The organism is Agromyces zhanjiangensis (assembly GCF_040496055.1).
Lineage (GTDB): Bacteria > Actinomycetota > Actinomycetes > Actinomycetales > Microbacteriaceae > Agromyces > Agromyces zhanjiangensis.
In genome coordinates this window covers 1-16,598 of record NZ_JBEPKB010000006.1, presented here as the reverse complement: position 1 = coordinate 16,598, position 16,598 = coordinate 1, and the positions used below count along the sequence as shown (strand labels likewise).

The 16,598-nt window shown below is 71.0% G+C and carries 16 protein-coding genes; 12 read left to right on the top strand and 4 right to left on the bottom strand.

Annotated elements, in window-relative coordinates; all coding sequences use genetic code 11:
- Positions 1-57: 57 nt before the first annotated feature.
- Positions 58-669, top strand: coding sequence for a hypothetical protein (locus ABME02_RS12235; RefSeq protein WP_353815624.1), 612 nt, complete (start codon positions 58-60; stop codon positions 667-669).
- Positions 670-722: 53 nt separating this feature from the next.
- Here the strand turns inward: ABME02_RS12235 and ABME02_RS12230 are convergent, their stop codons facing one another.
- From ABME02_RS12230 to ABME02_RS12220, 3 genes are all read right to left on the bottom strand, one after another.
- Positions 723-1,001: a hypothetical protein gene (locus ABME02_RS12230; protein WP_353815623.1), complete on the bottom strand. Its 279-nt coding sequence runs from the start codon at positions 999-1,001 to the stop codon at positions 723-725.
- Between the two features lie 11 nt (positions 1,002-1,012).
- On the bottom strand, positions 1,013-1,195 hold the full coding sequence (locus tag ABME02_RS12225) for a hypothetical protein (protein WP_353815622.1): 183 nt from the start codon (positions 1,193-1,195) through the stop codon (positions 1,013-1,015).
- Between the two features lie 127 nt (positions 1,196-1,322).
- A complete protein-coding gene (locus ABME02_RS12220; protein WP_353815621.1) occupies positions 1,323-3,470 on the bottom strand; it encodes a hypothetical protein in 2,148 nt (715 codons plus the stop codon).
- A 233-nt stretch (positions 3,471-3,703) separates the two neighbouring features.
- On the opposite strand from ABME02_RS12220, the gene ABME02_RS12215 reads away from it, so the two are divergent.
- The 5 genes from ABME02_RS12215 (at position 3,704) to ABME02_RS12195 (ending at position 8,698) form a co-directional block, all read left to right on the top strand.
- A complete protein-coding gene (locus ABME02_RS12215) occupies positions 3,704-3,970 on the top strand; it encodes a hypothetical protein (protein WP_353815619.1) in 267 nt (88 codons plus the stop codon).
- Positions 3,967-5,838: a KUP/HAK/KT family potassium transporter gene (locus tag ABME02_RS12210; protein ID WP_353815618.1), complete on the top strand. Its 1,872-nt coding sequence runs from the start codon at positions 3,967-3,969 to the stop codon at positions 5,836-5,838. Before ABME02_RS12215 ends, ABME02_RS12210 begins: the two co-directional genes overlap by 4 nt.
- Before the next feature lie 28 nt (positions 5,839-5,866).
- Positions 5,867-6,715: a carbon-nitrogen hydrolase family protein gene (locus ABME02_RS12205; protein ID WP_353815617.1), complete on the top strand. Its 849-nt coding sequence runs from the start codon at positions 5,867-5,869 to the stop codon at positions 6,713-6,715.
- Positions 6,716-7,059: 344 nt separating this feature from the next.
- Positions 7,060-7,917 (top strand): hypothetical protein, encoded by an 858-nt coding sequence (locus tag ABME02_RS12200; protein WP_353815616.1) that lies wholly within the window; start codon positions 7,060-7,062, stop codon positions 7,915-7,917.
- Entirely contained in the window at positions 7,910-8,698 is a 789-nt protein-coding gene (locus tag ABME02_RS12195; protein WP_353815615.1) for a trypsin-like serine peptidase, read from the top strand. Before ABME02_RS12200 ends, ABME02_RS12195 begins: the two co-directional genes overlap by 8 nt.
- A 79-nt stretch (positions 8,699-8,777) precedes the next feature.
- Here the strand turns inward: ABME02_RS12195 and ABME02_RS12190 are convergent, their stop codons facing one another.
- A complete protein-coding gene (locus tag ABME02_RS12190) occupies positions 8,778-10,013 on the bottom strand; it encodes an aminotransferase class I/II-fold pyridoxal phosphate-dependent enzyme (protein WP_353815614.1) in 1,236 nt (411 codons plus the stop codon).
- Positions 10,014-10,158: 145 nt separating this feature from the next.
- Between ABME02_RS12190 and ABME02_RS12185 the strand changes: the two genes are divergently transcribed.
- From ABME02_RS12185 to ABME02_RS12160, 6 genes are all read left to right on the top strand, one after another.
- Positions 10,159-11,901, top strand: a complete 1,743-nt coding sequence (locus tag ABME02_RS12185; protein ID WP_353815613.1) for a S1C family serine protease — start codon at positions 10,159-10,161, stop codon at positions 11,899-11,901.
- A gap of 162 nt (positions 11,902-12,063) precedes the next feature.
- Positions 12,064-13,119, top strand: coding sequence for a glycosyltransferase family 2 protein (locus tag ABME02_RS12180; protein WP_353815612.1), 1,056 nt, complete (start codon positions 12,064-12,066; stop codon positions 13,117-13,119).
- 2 nt (positions 13,120-13,121) lie between these two features.
- Complete coding sequence (locus ABME02_RS12175) at positions 13,122-13,934, top strand: CDP-alcohol phosphatidyltransferase family protein (protein WP_353815611.1); 813 nt, start codon at positions 13,122-13,124, stop codon at positions 13,932-13,934.
- A gap of 49 nt (positions 13,935-13,983) precedes the next feature.
- Entirely contained in the window at positions 13,984-14,829 is an 846-nt protein-coding gene (locus ABME02_RS12170) for a glycosyltransferase family 2 protein (protein WP_436408267.1), read from the top strand.
- A 42-nt stretch (positions 14,830-14,871) separates the two neighbouring features.
- Positions 14,872-16,176, top strand: coding sequence for a CDP-glycerol glycerophosphotransferase family protein (locus ABME02_RS12165; protein ID WP_353815609.1), 1,305 nt, complete (start codon positions 14,872-14,874; stop codon positions 16,174-16,176).
- 50 nt (positions 16,177-16,226) lie between these two features.
- A partial coding sequence (locus ABME02_RS12160; protein ID WP_353815608.1) for a hypothetical protein occupies positions 16,227-16,598 on the top strand: 372 nt, incomplete at its 3' end.

Genomic DNA, 16,598 nt, shown 5'->3' with positions numbered 1-16,598 from the left:
GCCTCCTATGATCGACACGGGCGGGGTGCCCGAACCATCGTCGCTTGGGGGGATCACATGCTGAAGCCTGTCCGTACCGCGGTCGTGTCGGCGATGGTCGGCGCCGTGTTCGCGCTCGGGGGCTGCGCCGTCGTCGGCGACGGCGAGCCCACGGACGGCGTCGACGCGACGCCGGGCGCCATCGAGGTCGATGAGGACCTGGCGACCGTCGACGTGAGGATCGCGCGTTCGCTGGTCGACCCGGACGACTCGTTGACCGACGACGAGATCATCTCCGCCGCCGCCGAGAACGGCATGACGGCCGTCGTCGACGGTGACACCGTCACCTACACGATGACCAAGCCGCAGCGCGACGAGATGCTCGCCGATATGCGATCCTCTGCGCGGGAGGTCGTCGACGGCATCGTGGCGGACGACTCGAACTCGATCACCGCCGTGGAGTTCGACGAGGCGATGACCCAGTTCAGCGTTTCCGTCGATGCTGCGCGCTACTCGCCACTCGAGAGCCTCCTCGTCATCGGCTTCTACCTCCAGGGAGCGCTGTACCAGCAGTTCGCTGGAGCGTCGGCCGACGAGGTCGACGTGGTGGTCGACTTCGTCGATGACGCGACCGGCGAGGTGCTCGAGAGCGGGTCGTATCAGGAGTGGCGCCGGAACCTCGAGGGGTAGCGACGCCCGTCCGACCCGGCACGCGCGCTCGCCCGTGAACCGACGAGCCGCCCTCACGCCGTCGAGCGTTCGAGCGCCGCGGCGAGCGCGTCGAGCTGCGGCTTCTGGGAGGCGTCGATCGTGAGCGACATGAATGAGGACATCGCGAGCAGCACCTCGTACGTGTCAGGCTTGCCGCGCCTGCCCGGCCGGTGGGTGACGCGGAGCTCGCGGTAGGTCGACACGGGGTTGCGCGCCGCCTCCTGCATTCCGTTGTGCCGGAACTTCGCGACCGAGGCGCCGTCGTACAGGAGGCGTTCCCCGTTGGTTCCCTCGACCTCGATGTGGTCCATGGCCGACCTCCTCAGAACCGGCGGGACTGCCGGCCGGTGAGGCCGTTCTCGATGCCCTCGAAGACGGCCGTGAGGTCGCCGGTGACGAGCCACTGCGCCAGGGCGAGGACGGCGGCGAGGATGACGACGCCGAGGACGACGAAGGTCGAGATCCTCGTGCGGCGCGTGCGGGTGGCAGGCGGGTGTGTGCTCATGGTGGACACGCTACGAACGGCGCACTTCGGGGGCCTGAGTAGTCGTTGCCCATTTCGGTCTGGGCGGTCCGACGGAACGGAAGGCCCCGGTCCACTCGGGACCGGGGCCATCCGCCTGACGCTGTGGTCAGCCCTTCTTGCCGTTGCCGGTGTTCGTCACCGTGAGTTCGTAGCCCGCGTCGAGCGTGTCGAGGTCACCCGTGGGGAGGTTCGACACGAGGGTCGCGAAGTCGCGGTTCTTGCCCTTCGCGCACGACGTGTCGAGGCCGGCCATGGTGATGTCGTCGCCCTCGAGACGGTAGACGTGGTGGCCCGCCTCGTCGACGATCTCGAAGTCCGACTCCTCACCGGGCGTGAGGTCGCAGCTCGCGACGACCTGCAGCGTCCAGTTGTCGTCCTGGAGCCCGGTCGTCTCGATCCACTCGCCGTCGGCCGACGAGAGCGTCGTCGCCTCGCCGTCCACCATCACGTCGTCGACGAACCATCCGGTGTCGAGGTAGGCCGCGTCCGTCGAGTAGCGGAAGCGAACGTCCGTCGTCCCGGCGGGCAGGTCGGCCGTCAGGTGCACGTACTCGGGGTCGTCGACGAAGTACTCGCCGCCCGAGGTGCCCGTGAGGCCGTTGCCCTCCTCGTTGTTGCCGTGCGGGTCGTCGTTCGTCGTGACGACGGCGCCCGAGTCATCCGTCAGCGGTACCGTCACCCAGTCGCCGCCGACGAGCGCCTCGACGAACCCGTAGTCCCAGCCCTCCTCGATGAAGCTCCAGCTCCAGAAGTCGAGGGTCGAGGCCGAGCCGTCCGCCACGTCGACGTCGAGGACGTTGTCGGACTGGCTCTCGTAGCCGCCGTACCAGTGCGTGTCGCCCGTGTGCGGGGCGATCTGCGTGGTGTCGTCGCCGTCCAGTGCAACCGTGACCGTCGGCCCCGGGTTGCGGAACCGCTCGATCTGGATGCCGTACGGCAGGGCCGTGTCGGCGTGGCCGTTCTTGCGGCGGTCCCACTTGGCGTCGGGCTGCGCGCCCTGGTTCGACCCGCGGCCGTCCCAGAACTGGTCGTCGGCGATGTCGATCGTCCAGCTCGTCGACGCCGGGTCGCCGAAGTCGACGGCCTTGATGTCGAAGCGCTCCGAGTCCTCGTCGTCGAGGTACACGGCCACGGCCCAGTCCTCGTAGAGCTCGGTCGCCGAGCGCAGGTCGCTTCCGGTCTCCGCGTTGAACTCGGCGATCGCGGCGTCGACGCCCGCCATGCCGTCGGCCTGGTTCTCGAAGATGAGCTTGATCAGCAGGTCGCCGCCCGCGCCGTCGTACTCGAGGTCGGGATCGAACGTGCCGTCGCCGTTGCCGCCGGCCTGCTCCCAGAGGTACTGGAAGAAGGTGTACGCGGCGCCGTAGTTCTCGAGGCCGCCCGCCCAGCGGGTCAGCGACGTCTCGGCGTAGAACACCTGGTGGTAGGTCAGGTGCGAGCCGCCCACGTCGTAGCCGTTGAGGAAGACCGCGAAGTCGGCGAGGCCCTCGTCGACCCAGCTCAGCTCGCCCGGGTCGCTGTAGTTGTGCAGCAGGTGCTCGAGCTCGTGCGCGATGACGCCCTCGTAGAGGGTGGCCTGGTCGTTCGCCGGGTCGTCGTCGCGCCACTCCGAGTCATCCGGCCCGACGCGGTTCGCCCAGTCGTACGCGTCGATGACGATCGTGTTCATGCCCGCCGAATCGATGAAGTCGGGCGCGAAGTACCCGGCCGTGTAGCTCGTCACGTCGCAGTCGTAGTACTGCTCGTCCTGCACGTTGTAGACGACCATGACCAGCGAGTCGCTCTCGGGCACCGCCGGGTCGGCGGCATCCATCGGACCGAAGTGCTCCTCGTCGACGGCGACGATCTGGTTCGCGAGCTGGTCGCCCATGTAGTCGATCTGCGACTGCGTGATCGTGTAGTCCGCGACGTCGGCGTCGGCGCACGGCACGAACTCGTCGTCGGGCGCGGTGTGGTCGAACGCGGGGTCGAGGCTGTCGACGCCGACCGGCGCGCTGCCGTCGAGCGGAGTCCCCTCGGGCACGTAGAGGTAGACCGGGGTGCCGTCGGGCGTCACGCCCGCGTACACGCGCGTGAAGGCCTGGTCGTACGTCCCGCCGGCCGCGCTGTCGTTGATCGGCAGCGTGATGGTCGGTTCGCCCGGGAGGTTCTGGTGGTCGTCGGCCGATGCCGGCGCAGCGGTCGCCGCGAGGAAGCTCGCGGCGAGGGCTCCGACGGCGAGGGCGCCGACGGAGCGTCGTGGTGCTCTGAGCACGGGTTTCCCATCTGTCATGGCCCCGGGCCGGAGGGAGTCGCGCTGGTCCGACGGCGTAGGGACCGATCGTGCGCGGCACCGGGTTCGGCCCCACGCGTGAACCACACCAGTCCAACAGGCATGGCGGATCGACGGGAGGCACTTGCCATCGGGGACGCGATCGACTTGACTACGCCCCGGGATCCTCGGCGCGGCAGGCGCGGCCCGGCCGCGAGCGCCGTAGAGTGCGGCCTATGCCCGCCGATGCGGCTGTGTTCCCGGATTGGGTGACGGCGATCGCCTGGACGTCGCTCGTCATCGGGTTCGCGTGCGCCGGATGGGTCCGGCTCGACGTGCGGCGTCGACCGCGGCGGATGTCGGTGATGAACGTCGTCTGGCCCATGAACATGTTGTTCGGCGGCATCCTGTGGCTGCTGGCGTACCTGCGGATCGGGCGCAGCTGCACGAGCTACCCCGTGAACCGGCTGCGCATCCGCTCCGGGGTCGAGGAGCGGATGTGACGGCCGCGCCGCGTGCCGGTCGTGCGACGCCCACAGGGCTGGCGGCGATCGGTGCGCTCGGCGTCGTGTTCGGGGACATCGGGACCAGCCCGCTGTACGCACTGAGCGCCGCGCTCGCGCCGGCGGGCTCCATCCACTCCGCGACCGTCTACGGCGTCACGTCGATGGTCGTCTGGTCGATCACGCTCGTGGTGACCGTACTCTACGTCGGCGTCCTCATGCGCTTCGACAACGACGGCGAGGGCGGCCTGCTGGCCCTGCTCGCCCAACTCCGCCGGGCCCACCCGACGGCCCGCGTGCGCACGATCGCCACGGGGGTGGCGATCCTCGGCGCGGCGATGTTCCTCGGCGACAGCATGATCACGCCAGCGATCTCGGTGCTGTCGGCCGTCGAGGGGCTCACGACGTTCGACTCGGACCTCGGGGCGCTCGTCGTCCCGATCACGGTCGCGATCCTCGTCGCGCTGTTCGTCGTGCAGCGATTCGGCACGGCGCGCATCGGCCGGGTCTTCGGGCCGATCATGCTGGCGTGGTTCGGACTGCTGGCCGTGCTGGGGCTCGTCGCGATCGTCCGCGGGCCGGACGTGCTGGTGGCGCTCTCACCGCACTGGATCGTGCTGCTCGTCGCCGAGCACCCGTGGTCGGCCTTCCTGGCGCTCGGCGGGGTCGTGCTCGCGATCACCGGCGCGGAGGCGCTGTTCGCCGACATGGGTCACTTCGGCCGGCGCCCGGTCACGATCGCCTGGCTCGCGATCGTCTTCCCGTGCCTGCTGCTGGCCTACCTCGGACAGGCGGCGGCCGTGCTCGCCGCGGGGGAGGCCGGCCCGAACTCGTTCTTCCTCCTGGTGCCGGGCTGGGCGACCGTCCCGGTCGTCGTCCTCGCGACCGTGGCGACCGTCATCGCGTCGCAGGCGGTCATCTCCGGCGCGTTCAGCGCGGTCCACCAGGCGGGGAGGTTGGAGCTCATCCCGGGCGTCCGCGCGGTCCACACCTCCACGTCGGCGCGGGGGCAGGTCTACCTGCCCGCGGTGAACCTGCTGCTCGCCGTCGCCGTCATCGGACTCGTCGTGGGCTTCCAGAGCTCGTCGGCGCTCGCGTCGGCCTACGGCATCGCGGTCACCGTGACCCTGAGCTCGACGACGACGCTGCTCCTGCTGCTGCTCCGGGCACGGGGGAGCCTGTCCGTGCCCCGCGTCATCGGGATCATGGCGATCCTGGGCGTGCTGCTCGCGTTCCTCGCCGCGAACCTCACGAAGGTCGTGACCGGCGGGTGGGTGCCGCTCGGCGTCGGCGTGCTGCTCGTCCTCGTCATGTGGACCTGGTGGCGCGGGTCCCGCCGGCTGGCGATCGCCCGTCGGGCGGACGAACCGCTGCTCGCGGACCTCGTCGACGACCTGGTCGCCGCACCGCGCGTTCCAGGGACGACGGTGTACCTGGCCCGGAGCATCGACACCGCGCCGGTCGCGCTGACCACGATCCTCGAACGTTACCGGGTGCTGTCCGAGCACGTCATCGTGCTCGCGATGCGCACGACGACCTCGCCGTTCGGGGTCGAGGTCGAGACTCGGCCGCTGGCCCCGGGCGTGACGGTCGTCGACGCCGGCTTCGGGTACCACGGGCGGGTGCGGGTCGCCGACGCGCTGGCGATCGCGGCCGCGCGCCCCGACTCCGCGTTCACGGCGGAGCAACTCGAGGATGCGACCTACGTCGTCTCGTCGGATTCACCGGTCGCCGATAGGGACTCGACGCTCCCGGGCTGGCAGCAGCGCCTCTTCATCGGCCTCGAGCGAGTCCAGGGCTCCCCACTGGACCTCGCGCAGTTGCCGGCCCGCCGCACGGTCATCGTCGGGCGCGAACTCCGCGTGTGAGGGCGGCGCACCGGCCTAGGCTGGCGTCATGCAGACGGATGCCGCGCCCCTCGCCGTCGCGGTCGCGCAGTTCGCGCCCGGCGACGACCCCGATGCCAACCTCGCCGAGATCGAGCGACTCGCGGGTCTCGCCGCGGCCCGCGGCGCCCGGCTGGTGGTCTTCCCCGAGTACTCGAGCTACTTCACGCCCGAGCCGGGCCCCGACTGGGCCGAGGCCGCGCAAGCGATCGGCGGGCCGTTCACGACCGCGTTGGCGGCGCTCGCCGACCGGCTCGACGTGCACCTCGTCGCCGGCCTGATCGAGCGCCCCGGCGGCGAGGAACGGCGCGTGTCGAACACGGTCGTCGCGGTCGCGCCGGGCGAGGGGGTCGTCGCCGCGTACCGCAAGCTGCACCTGTACGACGCGTTCGGCCAGCGCGAGAGCGAGTGGGTGGCCCCCGGCGAGATCGCCGAACCCGAGACGTTCGCGGTCGGCGGCATCCGCTTCGGCCTGCAGACCTGCTACGACGCGCGGTTCCCCGAGGTGACGCGTCGCATCGTCGACGCGGGTGCCGACGCGATCTGCATGCCCGCCGAGTGGGTGCGCGGGCCGCTGAAGGAGGCGCACTGGCGCACCCTGACCACGGCGCGCGCGATCGAGAACACCGCCTACGTGCTGGCCGCCGACCATGCGCCGCCGATCGGGGCGGGCAACAGCATGGTCGTCGACCCCATGGGCGTCGAGGCCGCCACGGTCGGCGAGCAGGCGGATGTCGCGCTCGCCTGGCTGTCGACCGATCGCATCGCCGAGGTTCGACGCCGGAACCCCGCGCTCGCGCTGCGCCGTTTCGCGGTGACCGTCAGGGAGCCGGGGGAGTCGCGGACGCAGGCGGGATGATCCGTCGCGTCGGCCGGCGCGCCATGACCGTCGATCCCGCGCCGCCGCGGGCGACGCCGGAAACTGCGCAGCGAACCGCCACAGTGGCCAGTGCCCAGAAGGCGCGGCAATGCGGCCGCGCTGCCCCGCAGGCGACCGAATTCATTTCCGGTATTGCATTCTTCGAGTAATTCCCCGGGTCATCATTAATGCCGACTGCCGCCCTATCGAATTGCGAGTATTGATGGTGTGGCAAACACTCCGCAAAGCGGGTGCTTGGCACCATCGACATCGGTTCAGCGGCGTGATCCGGGCCGATCGGTGCTGCCATAGAATTCACGCCGGATCGGTGCGGGAGTTTCACCATGGGATCGACACAGGGCATTCAGGACAAGGCGAAGCAGGACAAAGAGTTCGAAGAATGGCTCGCCGAGAAGAGCAAGGCCCTCGAGGAGCAACTGAAGAAGACGGAGGGAGAACTGGAACAGGAGATCGAGAAGTACTACGCAGAGGGCGGATGGGACGACGCGAAGCCGTACATCAGTGGCGTGCTCATCGACACGCTGAACTCGAAGGAGTGGTCGCTCGACAACGTCAATCGGATCCTGAGTTCGGTGCAGTCCTCGATGTTCGGTGGCACGAAGCCGCCCGAGGGCGTCGAGATCAAGAACGCGAGCGATGTCGGCCCGTCAGTCGCCCAGATGGCGGACCTCCGTCTCTACGTCCTCGGGAAGGCCTTCGAGGCGGTCCAGGGGATCCTGCAAGTGTTCTCGACCTCGTCGACGACGCAGGCGAAGGAGAAGAAGGCCGTCGAGATGGTTGCGCCCGGTATGACCATGTTCATGTCCATCAGGTCGGCCTCGTACACGTCGCAGTCGTTCTTCACGAGGCAGGTGATCTCGCAGTACTTCTACGTCTTCAGGATCTACTTCTCGATCAAGCAGGCCGGAGACATCTCGAAATTCAATGATCTGATGGCGTATGAGGATCTGAAGGTCGCCTATCGGAACAAGCTCAAGGAACTCGCCGACATCATCGCCGACCCGATGATCGATTTCGACGCGGTCAGAGAACTCGATGAACAACTCGAGTACTACTCCGAGAAACTCGCCGCAATCCAAGCGAAGATCGAGGATCTCGCGGCGAAAGAGAAGGCGGCGATCATGGCACGCAAGAATGCCGCCATCCAAGCGCGTCGCGAGGCGGTGTTGGTCGATGCTTGATCACGCCGAATCCACGCGCGCAGGGGAACCCGCCCCGCTCACGCCGATTCCCGGAAGCGATCCCGAGCCGGTTCGCGACGCGGATGCGTATCCGTATTGCTGCGTAGGCCTCGTGACCATGCGGTTCCCGGATGCGACGGCGATCGGCACGGCGACGGTGATCTCGCTCGATGGAACAGGCGGCGGGCGCTTCCTGCTGACGTGCGCGCACAACCTCTACGACGAGGACGACGGCGGAGATGCGACCGAGGTCCGATTCGAGCAGGCGAGGAACGGCAGCGGGCGCCCCAGCCATCCGGCCGTGGCAGTGACGGATTGGCGGATTCCCCCCGGCTACCGGGATGTCGCGCTTTCGCGAGCTGCGCGGGCCGCCGGTGTCGGGCGCACGTTGCGGGAAGAATCGGGAAGCCTCGACTTCGCCCTCGCCCGTCTCGAGCGTCCGGCCGCCGCACCCGCCTATCCGTCGCCGACGGTGATCGGTGCGATCAAGGGGATCCCGGTCGACCTGGTCGGGCTCTACGGCTGGAATGAGGGCGACGACGATGAGATGTATCGTGCCGACGGGCCGGTCGACACGGTCAGCGACGGTGGCGACATCATCGGGTATCCGATCAGCACTCGCGTCGGGGCGAGTGGTACGGGCGTGTTCGCGGATGACCATCGTGCGATCGCCGGAGTGCACATCCACGGTGGATCCAACGGCGACCGGTACAACTACGCCCGCAGGGTGACCGAACCGATGTTGACCCAGCTCGCGCGCTGGGCAGCGGAGATGACCTGAGGTGACGACCCGGGGTCCGGACCGCGGTGCGCGCCCCGTCCGCGCCCCGGGTCGCACCGGGTTCCACGCGCGGTGACCATCAGGGAGCCGGGGGAGTCGCGGACGCCCCGCTGAGCCCGGCGAGCCGCTCGGCGGCGGTCTCGAGCACCTCGCGGCGCTTGCAGAAGGCGAACCGCACGAGGCTGCGCACCTCGTCGCGGCGCTCCGGATGCACGAACGCGTTCACCGGAACGCCGACCACCCCGGCGCGGTGGGGGAGTTCGCGGCAGAACGCGTCGCCGTCGTGCGCGCCGAGCGGCGCGGCATCCGCCACCACGAAGTAGCCCGACGCCGGGACCGAGGGCGCGAAGCCGGCGCTCGTGAGCCCAGCGACGAGCAGGTCGCGGCGCGCGGCGAGCTCGGCCGCGGCATCCGCGAAGAACCGGTCGGGGAGGTCGAGCCCGGCGGCGATCGCGGGCTGGAACGGTGCGCCGTTGACGAACGTGAGGTACTGCTTGACCGCGAGGACGGCCGTCACGAGGTGCGCGGGTGCGGTGATCCATCCGATCTTCCACCCGGTCGTGTTGAAGGTCTTGCCGCCCGACGAGATCGAGATCGTGCGGTCCCACCCGCCGGGTCGCGTCGCGATCGGGACGTGCTGCGCGTCGAAGACGAGGTGCTCGTAGACCTCGTCGGTGACGATGAGCGCGTCATGCCGGTGCGCGAGTTCGACGACCAGGTCGAGCGTCGCCTCGTCGAGGAGCACGCCCGTCGGGTTGTGCGGGGAGTTCACGAGGATCACGCGCGTGCGGTCGGTCACGGCGGCGCGGAGCTCGTCGTGGTCGGGCCGCCAATCGGGGAACCGCAGCGGCACGGCGCGATGGATGCCCCCGGCACGCGCGATGACCGCGCCGTAGGCGTCGTACGACGGCTCGAACGTGACGACCTCGTCGCCGTCGTCGACGAACGCCAGGAGCGTGGCGGCGAGTGCCTCGGTGGCGCCCGCGGTGACGAGCACCTCGCGTGCGGGATCGACCGAGAGGCCGTACCACCGGTGCTGGTGCCGCGCGATCGACTCGCGCAGCACGGGCATGCCGGGCCCGGGCGGGTACTGGTTCACGCCCGTCGCGATCGCCTCGCGGGCCGCGTCGAGCACCTCGCGCGGGCCGTCCTCGTCGGGGAAGCCCTGCCCGAGGTTGATCGCACCGGTCGAGACGGCGAGCGCGCTCATCTCGGCGAACACGGTCGGGGCGACGCCGCCGTCCGGGGCGAGCAGGCCCGCTCCGGCCGCGGTCCGCTGCCACGGTGCGAGCGGTCGTGAGGGCTTGGCATCCACGCTCACACCGTATGCCACGCTCCGGCGACTACGCTGACTGCGGCGCCCGGGCGGTTCACGGTGGCGGCATAGCTTCGACATAGGGACCGCCGACCCGCCGCACAGCTTGGAGCGGGATGCTGGCATCCGCTTGGAAGGAGCGAAGATGACCGAGACCAACACCGGCGGGATCGAGCAGACCCCGGAGGACCACCCCACGCCGACGGCACAGGGTGCGGACGCCGTGGAGTCCACCGCCCAGGTCGAGACGCCCCGCGCCGAGTCGCCCGTCGAACCCGCGCCCGCGACTCCCGCGGCCGCTCCGGCGCCCGCACCGCAGGCTGCCGCCGAGTCGGCTGCCGCGCCGACGACCGAGGCGCCCGCGCCTGCCCCCGCAGCGACTCCCGCTCCCGCGGCTCCCGCCGCCGCTGCGGCGCCAGCCGCGCCGACCACCGAGCCCGCCCCGCGTCAGACCGGCACGGTCTACACGCCGGGCCAGGCCCCGCAGCCCTACATCGCCGGCCAGTACCGCCACGAGCCGGCCGCCGCGCCGACCGCGGGCCAGGCGCAGCCGACCACGCCGATCGCCGGATCGTCGCCGACCGCGGCGCCGGGCACCCCGGCGGCCGGCGGCTCGGGAACGGTCCCGCCCGCCTTCGGCGGCGCCCCGACCGCTGAGCCCGCTCCCGCGCCCAAGCAGCGCCGCGTCGGCTTCGGCGTGGCCGCGGCGATCGTCGCCGCGGCGCTCATCGGCGGCGCCTCGGGCGCCGGCATCACCGCGCTCATGACGAACGACGGCGACAGCGCCGTCGAGCAGACCTCGTCGGGCACGCAGCGCATCGTCGTCAACGACGACGGTTCGGTGAACCAGGTCGCGGCCGTCGCCGCGGCCGCGAGCCCGAGCGTCGTCACGATCGAGGTGAGCGGCGGCCAGTCCGGCGGCACGGGCTCCGGAATCATCCTCTCCGAGGACGGGTACGTGCTCACGAACACGCACGTCGTCACGCTCGACGGCGCGACCGGCGACCCGTCGATCCAGGTCAAGGCCGACGACGGCACCCTGTACTCGGCCGAGCTCATCGGCACGGACCCCCTGAGCGACCTCGCCGTGATCAAGCTGGCGGATGCCTCGGGTCTCACCCCGATCGAGTTCGCCGACTCGAGCGAACTCAACGTCGGCGACACGGCGATCGCGATCGGCGCGCCGCTCGGCCTCTCGGGCACCGTCACGAACGGCATCGTCAGCGCGCTGAACCGCAGCATCGACGTCGAGTCCTCGGCCGCGCCCGAGACCACGCCCGACAGCGGCGACGGCGACCAGGGCGGATCGGGCGACAGCCCGTTCGACTTCTGGAACTTCGACGGCGAGCAGGGCGGCGGCTCGGGCTCCTCGGGCGGAGGCGGCCTCATCTCGATCCCGGTGATCCAGACGGATGCCGCGATCAACCCCGGCAACTCGGGCGGCGCGCTGCTCGACGGCGAGGGCAAGCTCATCGGCGTCAACGTCGCGATCCTCTCCGCCGGCGGCAGCTCGAGCGAGGCCGGCAACATCGGCGTCGGCTTCGCGGTGCCCTCGAACCTCGCCGAGCGCATCGCGGGCGAGATCATCGAGAACGGCTCGGCCACGCACGGCCTGCTCGGCGCCACGGTGACCTCGGCGCAGGCGAGCGGGGAGAGCTCGACGGTCGGTGCGCTCATCGCCGAGGTGAGCGCCGGCGGTGCCGCGGAGGCCGCGGGCCTGCAGTCCGGCGACGTCGTGACGGCGCTGAACGGCATCCCGATCACCGACCAGACCGACCTGACGGCGCAGGTGCGCGCCCTGGCCGGCGGTGCCGAGGCCGAGCTGACCTACACGCGCGACGGCGAGTCGAACACGGTGACCGTGACCCTCGGCACGTTCGAGGGCTGAACCGGGCCCGCGACGTCGGGCGATCGCTCCGACGGGGGCCGGACCAGCGGTCCGGCCCCCGTCGTCGTGCGCCGGAATCAGGCGCCGGAACCCCGCGCCGGCTCCGTGTTCGCGGGGGTCCCTGCTGCTAGGCTCGATCGACCCAGTGCACGAGTGAGGACCATGCCCGACCAGCCCCATCCGGCGGACCTGTCGCCGCCGATCGGCGTCTCGTATGTCATGCCCGTGTTGAACGACGCGTCGCACGTGCGGGCAGCGGTCGAATCGATCCTCGCGCAGGAGTACGACGGCCCCGTCGAGGTGCTGATCGCCCTCGGCCCCTCGATCGACGGGACGACCGAGCTCGTCGAAGACCTGGCGGCGCGCGACGCGCGCGTCCACGTGCTCGAGAACGAGGTCGGGTCGACGCCCGCCGGCCTCAACATCGGCATCCGTGCGGCCGTCCACCCGGTCGTCGTGCGGGTCGACTCCCACTCGATGCTGCCGGTCGACTACACGCGCATCGCGGTCGAGACCCTCGTGCGCACCGGCGCCGACAACGTGGGCGGCATCATGGACGCGCGGGGCGAGACGCCGTTCGAGCGCGCCGTGGCGCTCGCGTACACGACGCCGGTCGGCCTCGGCGGTTCGGCGTTCCACGTCGGCGGCCGCGAGGGCGCGGTCGAGACGGTCTACCTCGGCGTGTTCCGGAGGAGCGCGCTCGAGCGCGTCGGCCTCTTCGACGAGACGATCAAGCGCGGTCAGGACTGGGAACTGAACCGCCGCCTGCGGCAGACGGGCGGAACCGTCTGGTTCACGCCCGAGCTCGCGGTCACGTACCGCCCGCGGTCGAGCCTCGAACGCCTCGCGCGGCAGATGTTCTCGACCGGGCTGTGGCGCGGCGAGCTCGCCCGTCGGTTCCCCGCCGCGAACGGCCTCCGGTACTTCGTGCCGCCGGCCATGGTCGTCGGCGTCGTGCTCGGCCTCGTCGTCGGCGTCGTCGGCCTCGTGCAGTCCGCCATGGGCCTGGCGCCGTGGCTGCTCGTCGGATTCGCCGTGCCCCTCGTCTACCTGCTCTTCGTGCTTGCCGCGACGTTCGCGTACGCGCGCGGCCGGGGTGCGGCGACGGCCGGGTGGTTCGTGCTCGTGCTGCCGTGCATCCACGTCGCGTGGGGGACGGGGTTCGTGCTCGGCTACCTCTCGCTGACGAGCAACATCGCCGAGCACACGGGAAGGTGAGCATGTCGGAGCCCATGCCGGAGCGGGGGATCCCGTCGAGCCTCGCCGAGCAGCGCGAGGTGACGCAGCCGCCCGAGGTGCGCGGTCGCAGGAACGCGGAGCACTGGACCGCGTCCCTGTACCTCCGCAACCTCTCGCCGTACCTGACGTGGCTGCTGCTGCACACGCGGATCTCGGCGAACGGCGTCACCGGCCTGATGATCCTCGTCGGCTGGTCGACGGCCGCGGCGCTGTTGATCCCGGGCATCTGGGGCGCGTTGCTCGCGGTCGTGCTCGGCCAGCTGCAGATGCTCGTCGACTGCTGCGACGGCGAGGTCGCCCGCTGGCGTCGCACGTCGAGCCCCGCCGGCGTGTTCCTCGACAAGGTCGGGCACTACTCGACCGAGGCGCTGATCCCGCTCGCCCTGGGCATCCGCGCCGCCGCGTACCCGCTGGAGTTCCCCGCCGACTTCCTGTGGACGACGATCGCGGCGCTGCTCGCCCTCGTGATCGTGCTGAACAAGGCGCTGAACGACATGGTCCACGTGGCCCGCGCCAACGCCGGACTGCCGAAGCTCGCCGACACCCATGGCGAGACGGCCCCGCGCGGCGGCCTGATCGCGACGCTCCGGAAGGCCGCGCGGTTCGTGCCGTTCCACCGCCTGTACCACTCGGTCGAGCTGACGCTCATCGCGTTCGCCGCGGCCGTCGTCGGGCTGTTCGCCGGCCAGCCGCTGGTGGATCGCGTCGTGGTCGCGGCGCTGCTGCCCCTCGCGGTGCTGGCGCTGGTCGGCCACTTCCTCGCGATCATGGCCTCCCGCCGTGTCCGTGCCTGATCCGGCGTCGACGATCGGGCGCCCCTGTGTCGGGGTCGTGGTGCTCACGATGGGCCGCCGCCCGGTCGGGCTCGCCCATGGCATCCGGAGCATCCTCGACCAAGAGGGCGTCGACGTCGACGTCGTCTGCGTCGGCAACGGCTGGGACCCGGCCACCGCAGACCCGCCGCTCCCGCCGGAGGTGCGCACGCGGCACCTGCCCGAGAACCTCGGCATCCCCGCCGGTCGCAACCGCGGCGTGCCCGAGGTCGCGGGCGACGTGCTGTTCTTCCTCGACGACGACGCCTACCTGCCGAGCCCGCGCTTCCTGGCCGACGGATGCCGCATGCTCGCCGCGCGGCCCGACCTCGGGCTCGTGCAGCCCCGCGTGGTCGACCCGACGGGGCTGGCCTCCCCGCGGCGCTGGATACCGCGGATCCGGAAGGGCGACCCGGCGCACTCGAGCCCGGTGTTCTCGTGCTGGGAGGGCGCCGTGCTGATGCCGAGGCGGGCGTTCGAGGCCACCGGCGGCTGGGCCGACCCGTTCTTCTACGCCCACGAGGGCATCGAGCTGGCCTGGCGAGTGTGGGACGCCGGCTTCACCGCCTGGTACGCGGGCGACCTGGAGGCGGCGCACCCCGTCATCGACCCGGCGCGCCACGCGTACTACTACCGGCTGAACGCCCGGAACCGCGTGTGGCTCGCGCGCCGCAACCTGCCGGCGATCCTCGTCCCGTGCTACGTCGGCTCGTGGACGGCCATCCAAGTGCTGCGCTGGGTCCGGCAGCCCGCGGCGCTCCGTGCATGGTTCGCGGGCTGGCGGGCCGGCTGGCGCGAGGACGCGGGAGAGCGCCGCCCGATGCGGTGGCGCACGGTGTGGCGGATGACGCTGGCTGGACGCCCACCGGTCGTCTGACGCGTGACACGGCGACCGCGCCGCGGCGGCTACCCTTGGACGGTGGAACTGAGGAGAGACGCGCGCCGCGCCGTGAAGCTCGTGCAGAACGTCCTTCGATCGCGACGTGCGCAGCGGCAGATCGTCGAGAAGCTCGCGGAGCAGGGGCCGCTCGAGCCGCACCGGTTCCGGGTCGGGGTGTACTTCGCCGACGGCAAGGTGAACCTCTACCAGCTGCGGCAGTGGTACAAGCCGCTCGCCCGCCTCGCCGAGCGCCACCCGGTCCTGCTGCTCAGCCGCGCGTCGGGTGCGGCGCTCGCGCTGCTCGACGAATCGCCCCTGCCGGTGGCGTACGTCCGCCGGGTGGCCGACCTCGAGCACATCATCCACGAGCAGGACCTGCACGTCATCTTCTACGTCAACCAGAACGCCAAGAACTTCCAGATGATGCGCTACGGGCGTCGCTGGCACGTGTTCATCAACCACGGCGAGTCCGACAAGATGTACATGACCACGAACCAGTTCAAGGCGTACGACTACGCGCTCATCGCGGGCGACGCCGCGCGCGCACGTCTCGAGAAGGTGCTCTGGGACTACGACTTCGACAAGCGCGCCATCCCGATCGGGCGTCCGCAGGCCGACCACTACCTCGACGGCACTCCGCTGCCCTACCCCGACGACGATCGGGAGGTCGTGCTGTACGCCCCCACCTGGGAGGGCGACCGCGGTGCGGCCGCGTACGGCTCGATCGCGTCGCACGGCGTCGACCTGGTCGGTGCCGTCATCGCGACCGGCCGGCATCGCGTGATCTACCGCCCGCACCCGCGCTCGGGCGTGGTCGACCACGACTACGGCGCCGCGAACGAGGAGATCAAGCGCCTGCTGCACCATGCGAACGCGGCGGATGCGTCGGCGCACCACGTCGTCGACGAGGGCAAGGACCTCGGCTGGCAGCTCGCGGCCGCCGACGTCGCCATCGTGGACATCTCCGCGATGGTCTACGACCGCCTCGCGGCGGGCAGGCCGCTCCTCGTCACCCGTCCGGTGAACCCGGATGCGCAGATCGACACGGGCGGGTACCTCTCCGCGTGCGAATGGCTCGATCGGGCGGACGGCGCCGCGATGCTCGCCAGGGTCGACGAGGTCGCGCACGACGAGCAGGCGCTCGAGCGTCTCGGCTACTGGGTCGAGCGCTACTTCGGGGACACGACGCCGGGCGTCACCACCCGCCGCTTCCACGATGCGGTCGAGCACCTCATGGCCGAGTGGGAGCGGTTCGCGGCGCTGCACGCCACCGACCCCGAGGTCGACGACCATGACGCCGAGGGCGAGGCGGCGGAGCAGTCCGACGAGATCGAAGTCGACTGACTCGCGTCCGACCCGATGCGGCAGGGTCGGCCGGAACGTATGCTCGGGCCATGGCGCAGCTGATCACCGAGGATGATCTCGACGTCCTGGAACTCCGAGTCGCCGACGGGCGGGGGCACGTCGCACGCGCCGACCTGCTCGAGCGATGGGCGACGGATGCGGCGGCCTTCGAGCTCGACGACGGGATCCGGCGTGCGCACCTGCTGCTCGTCGCGGCTGAGCACTTCGAGATGGCCGGCGAGCTCGACCGGGCGTTGTCGGCCGCGCGACGCGCGGCCGACGCTGTGCGGGGCAGGCCCGCCGTCGACGGCGGGGCGCTCGTCGCCGGGCTCGCCGGGCAGCTGCTTGGCGGCGCGGAGGCGCTCGCCGCGGCATCCGCCGGGCTCGACTCGGACGGCGCAGCCGGACTCCTCGGCGCCGTC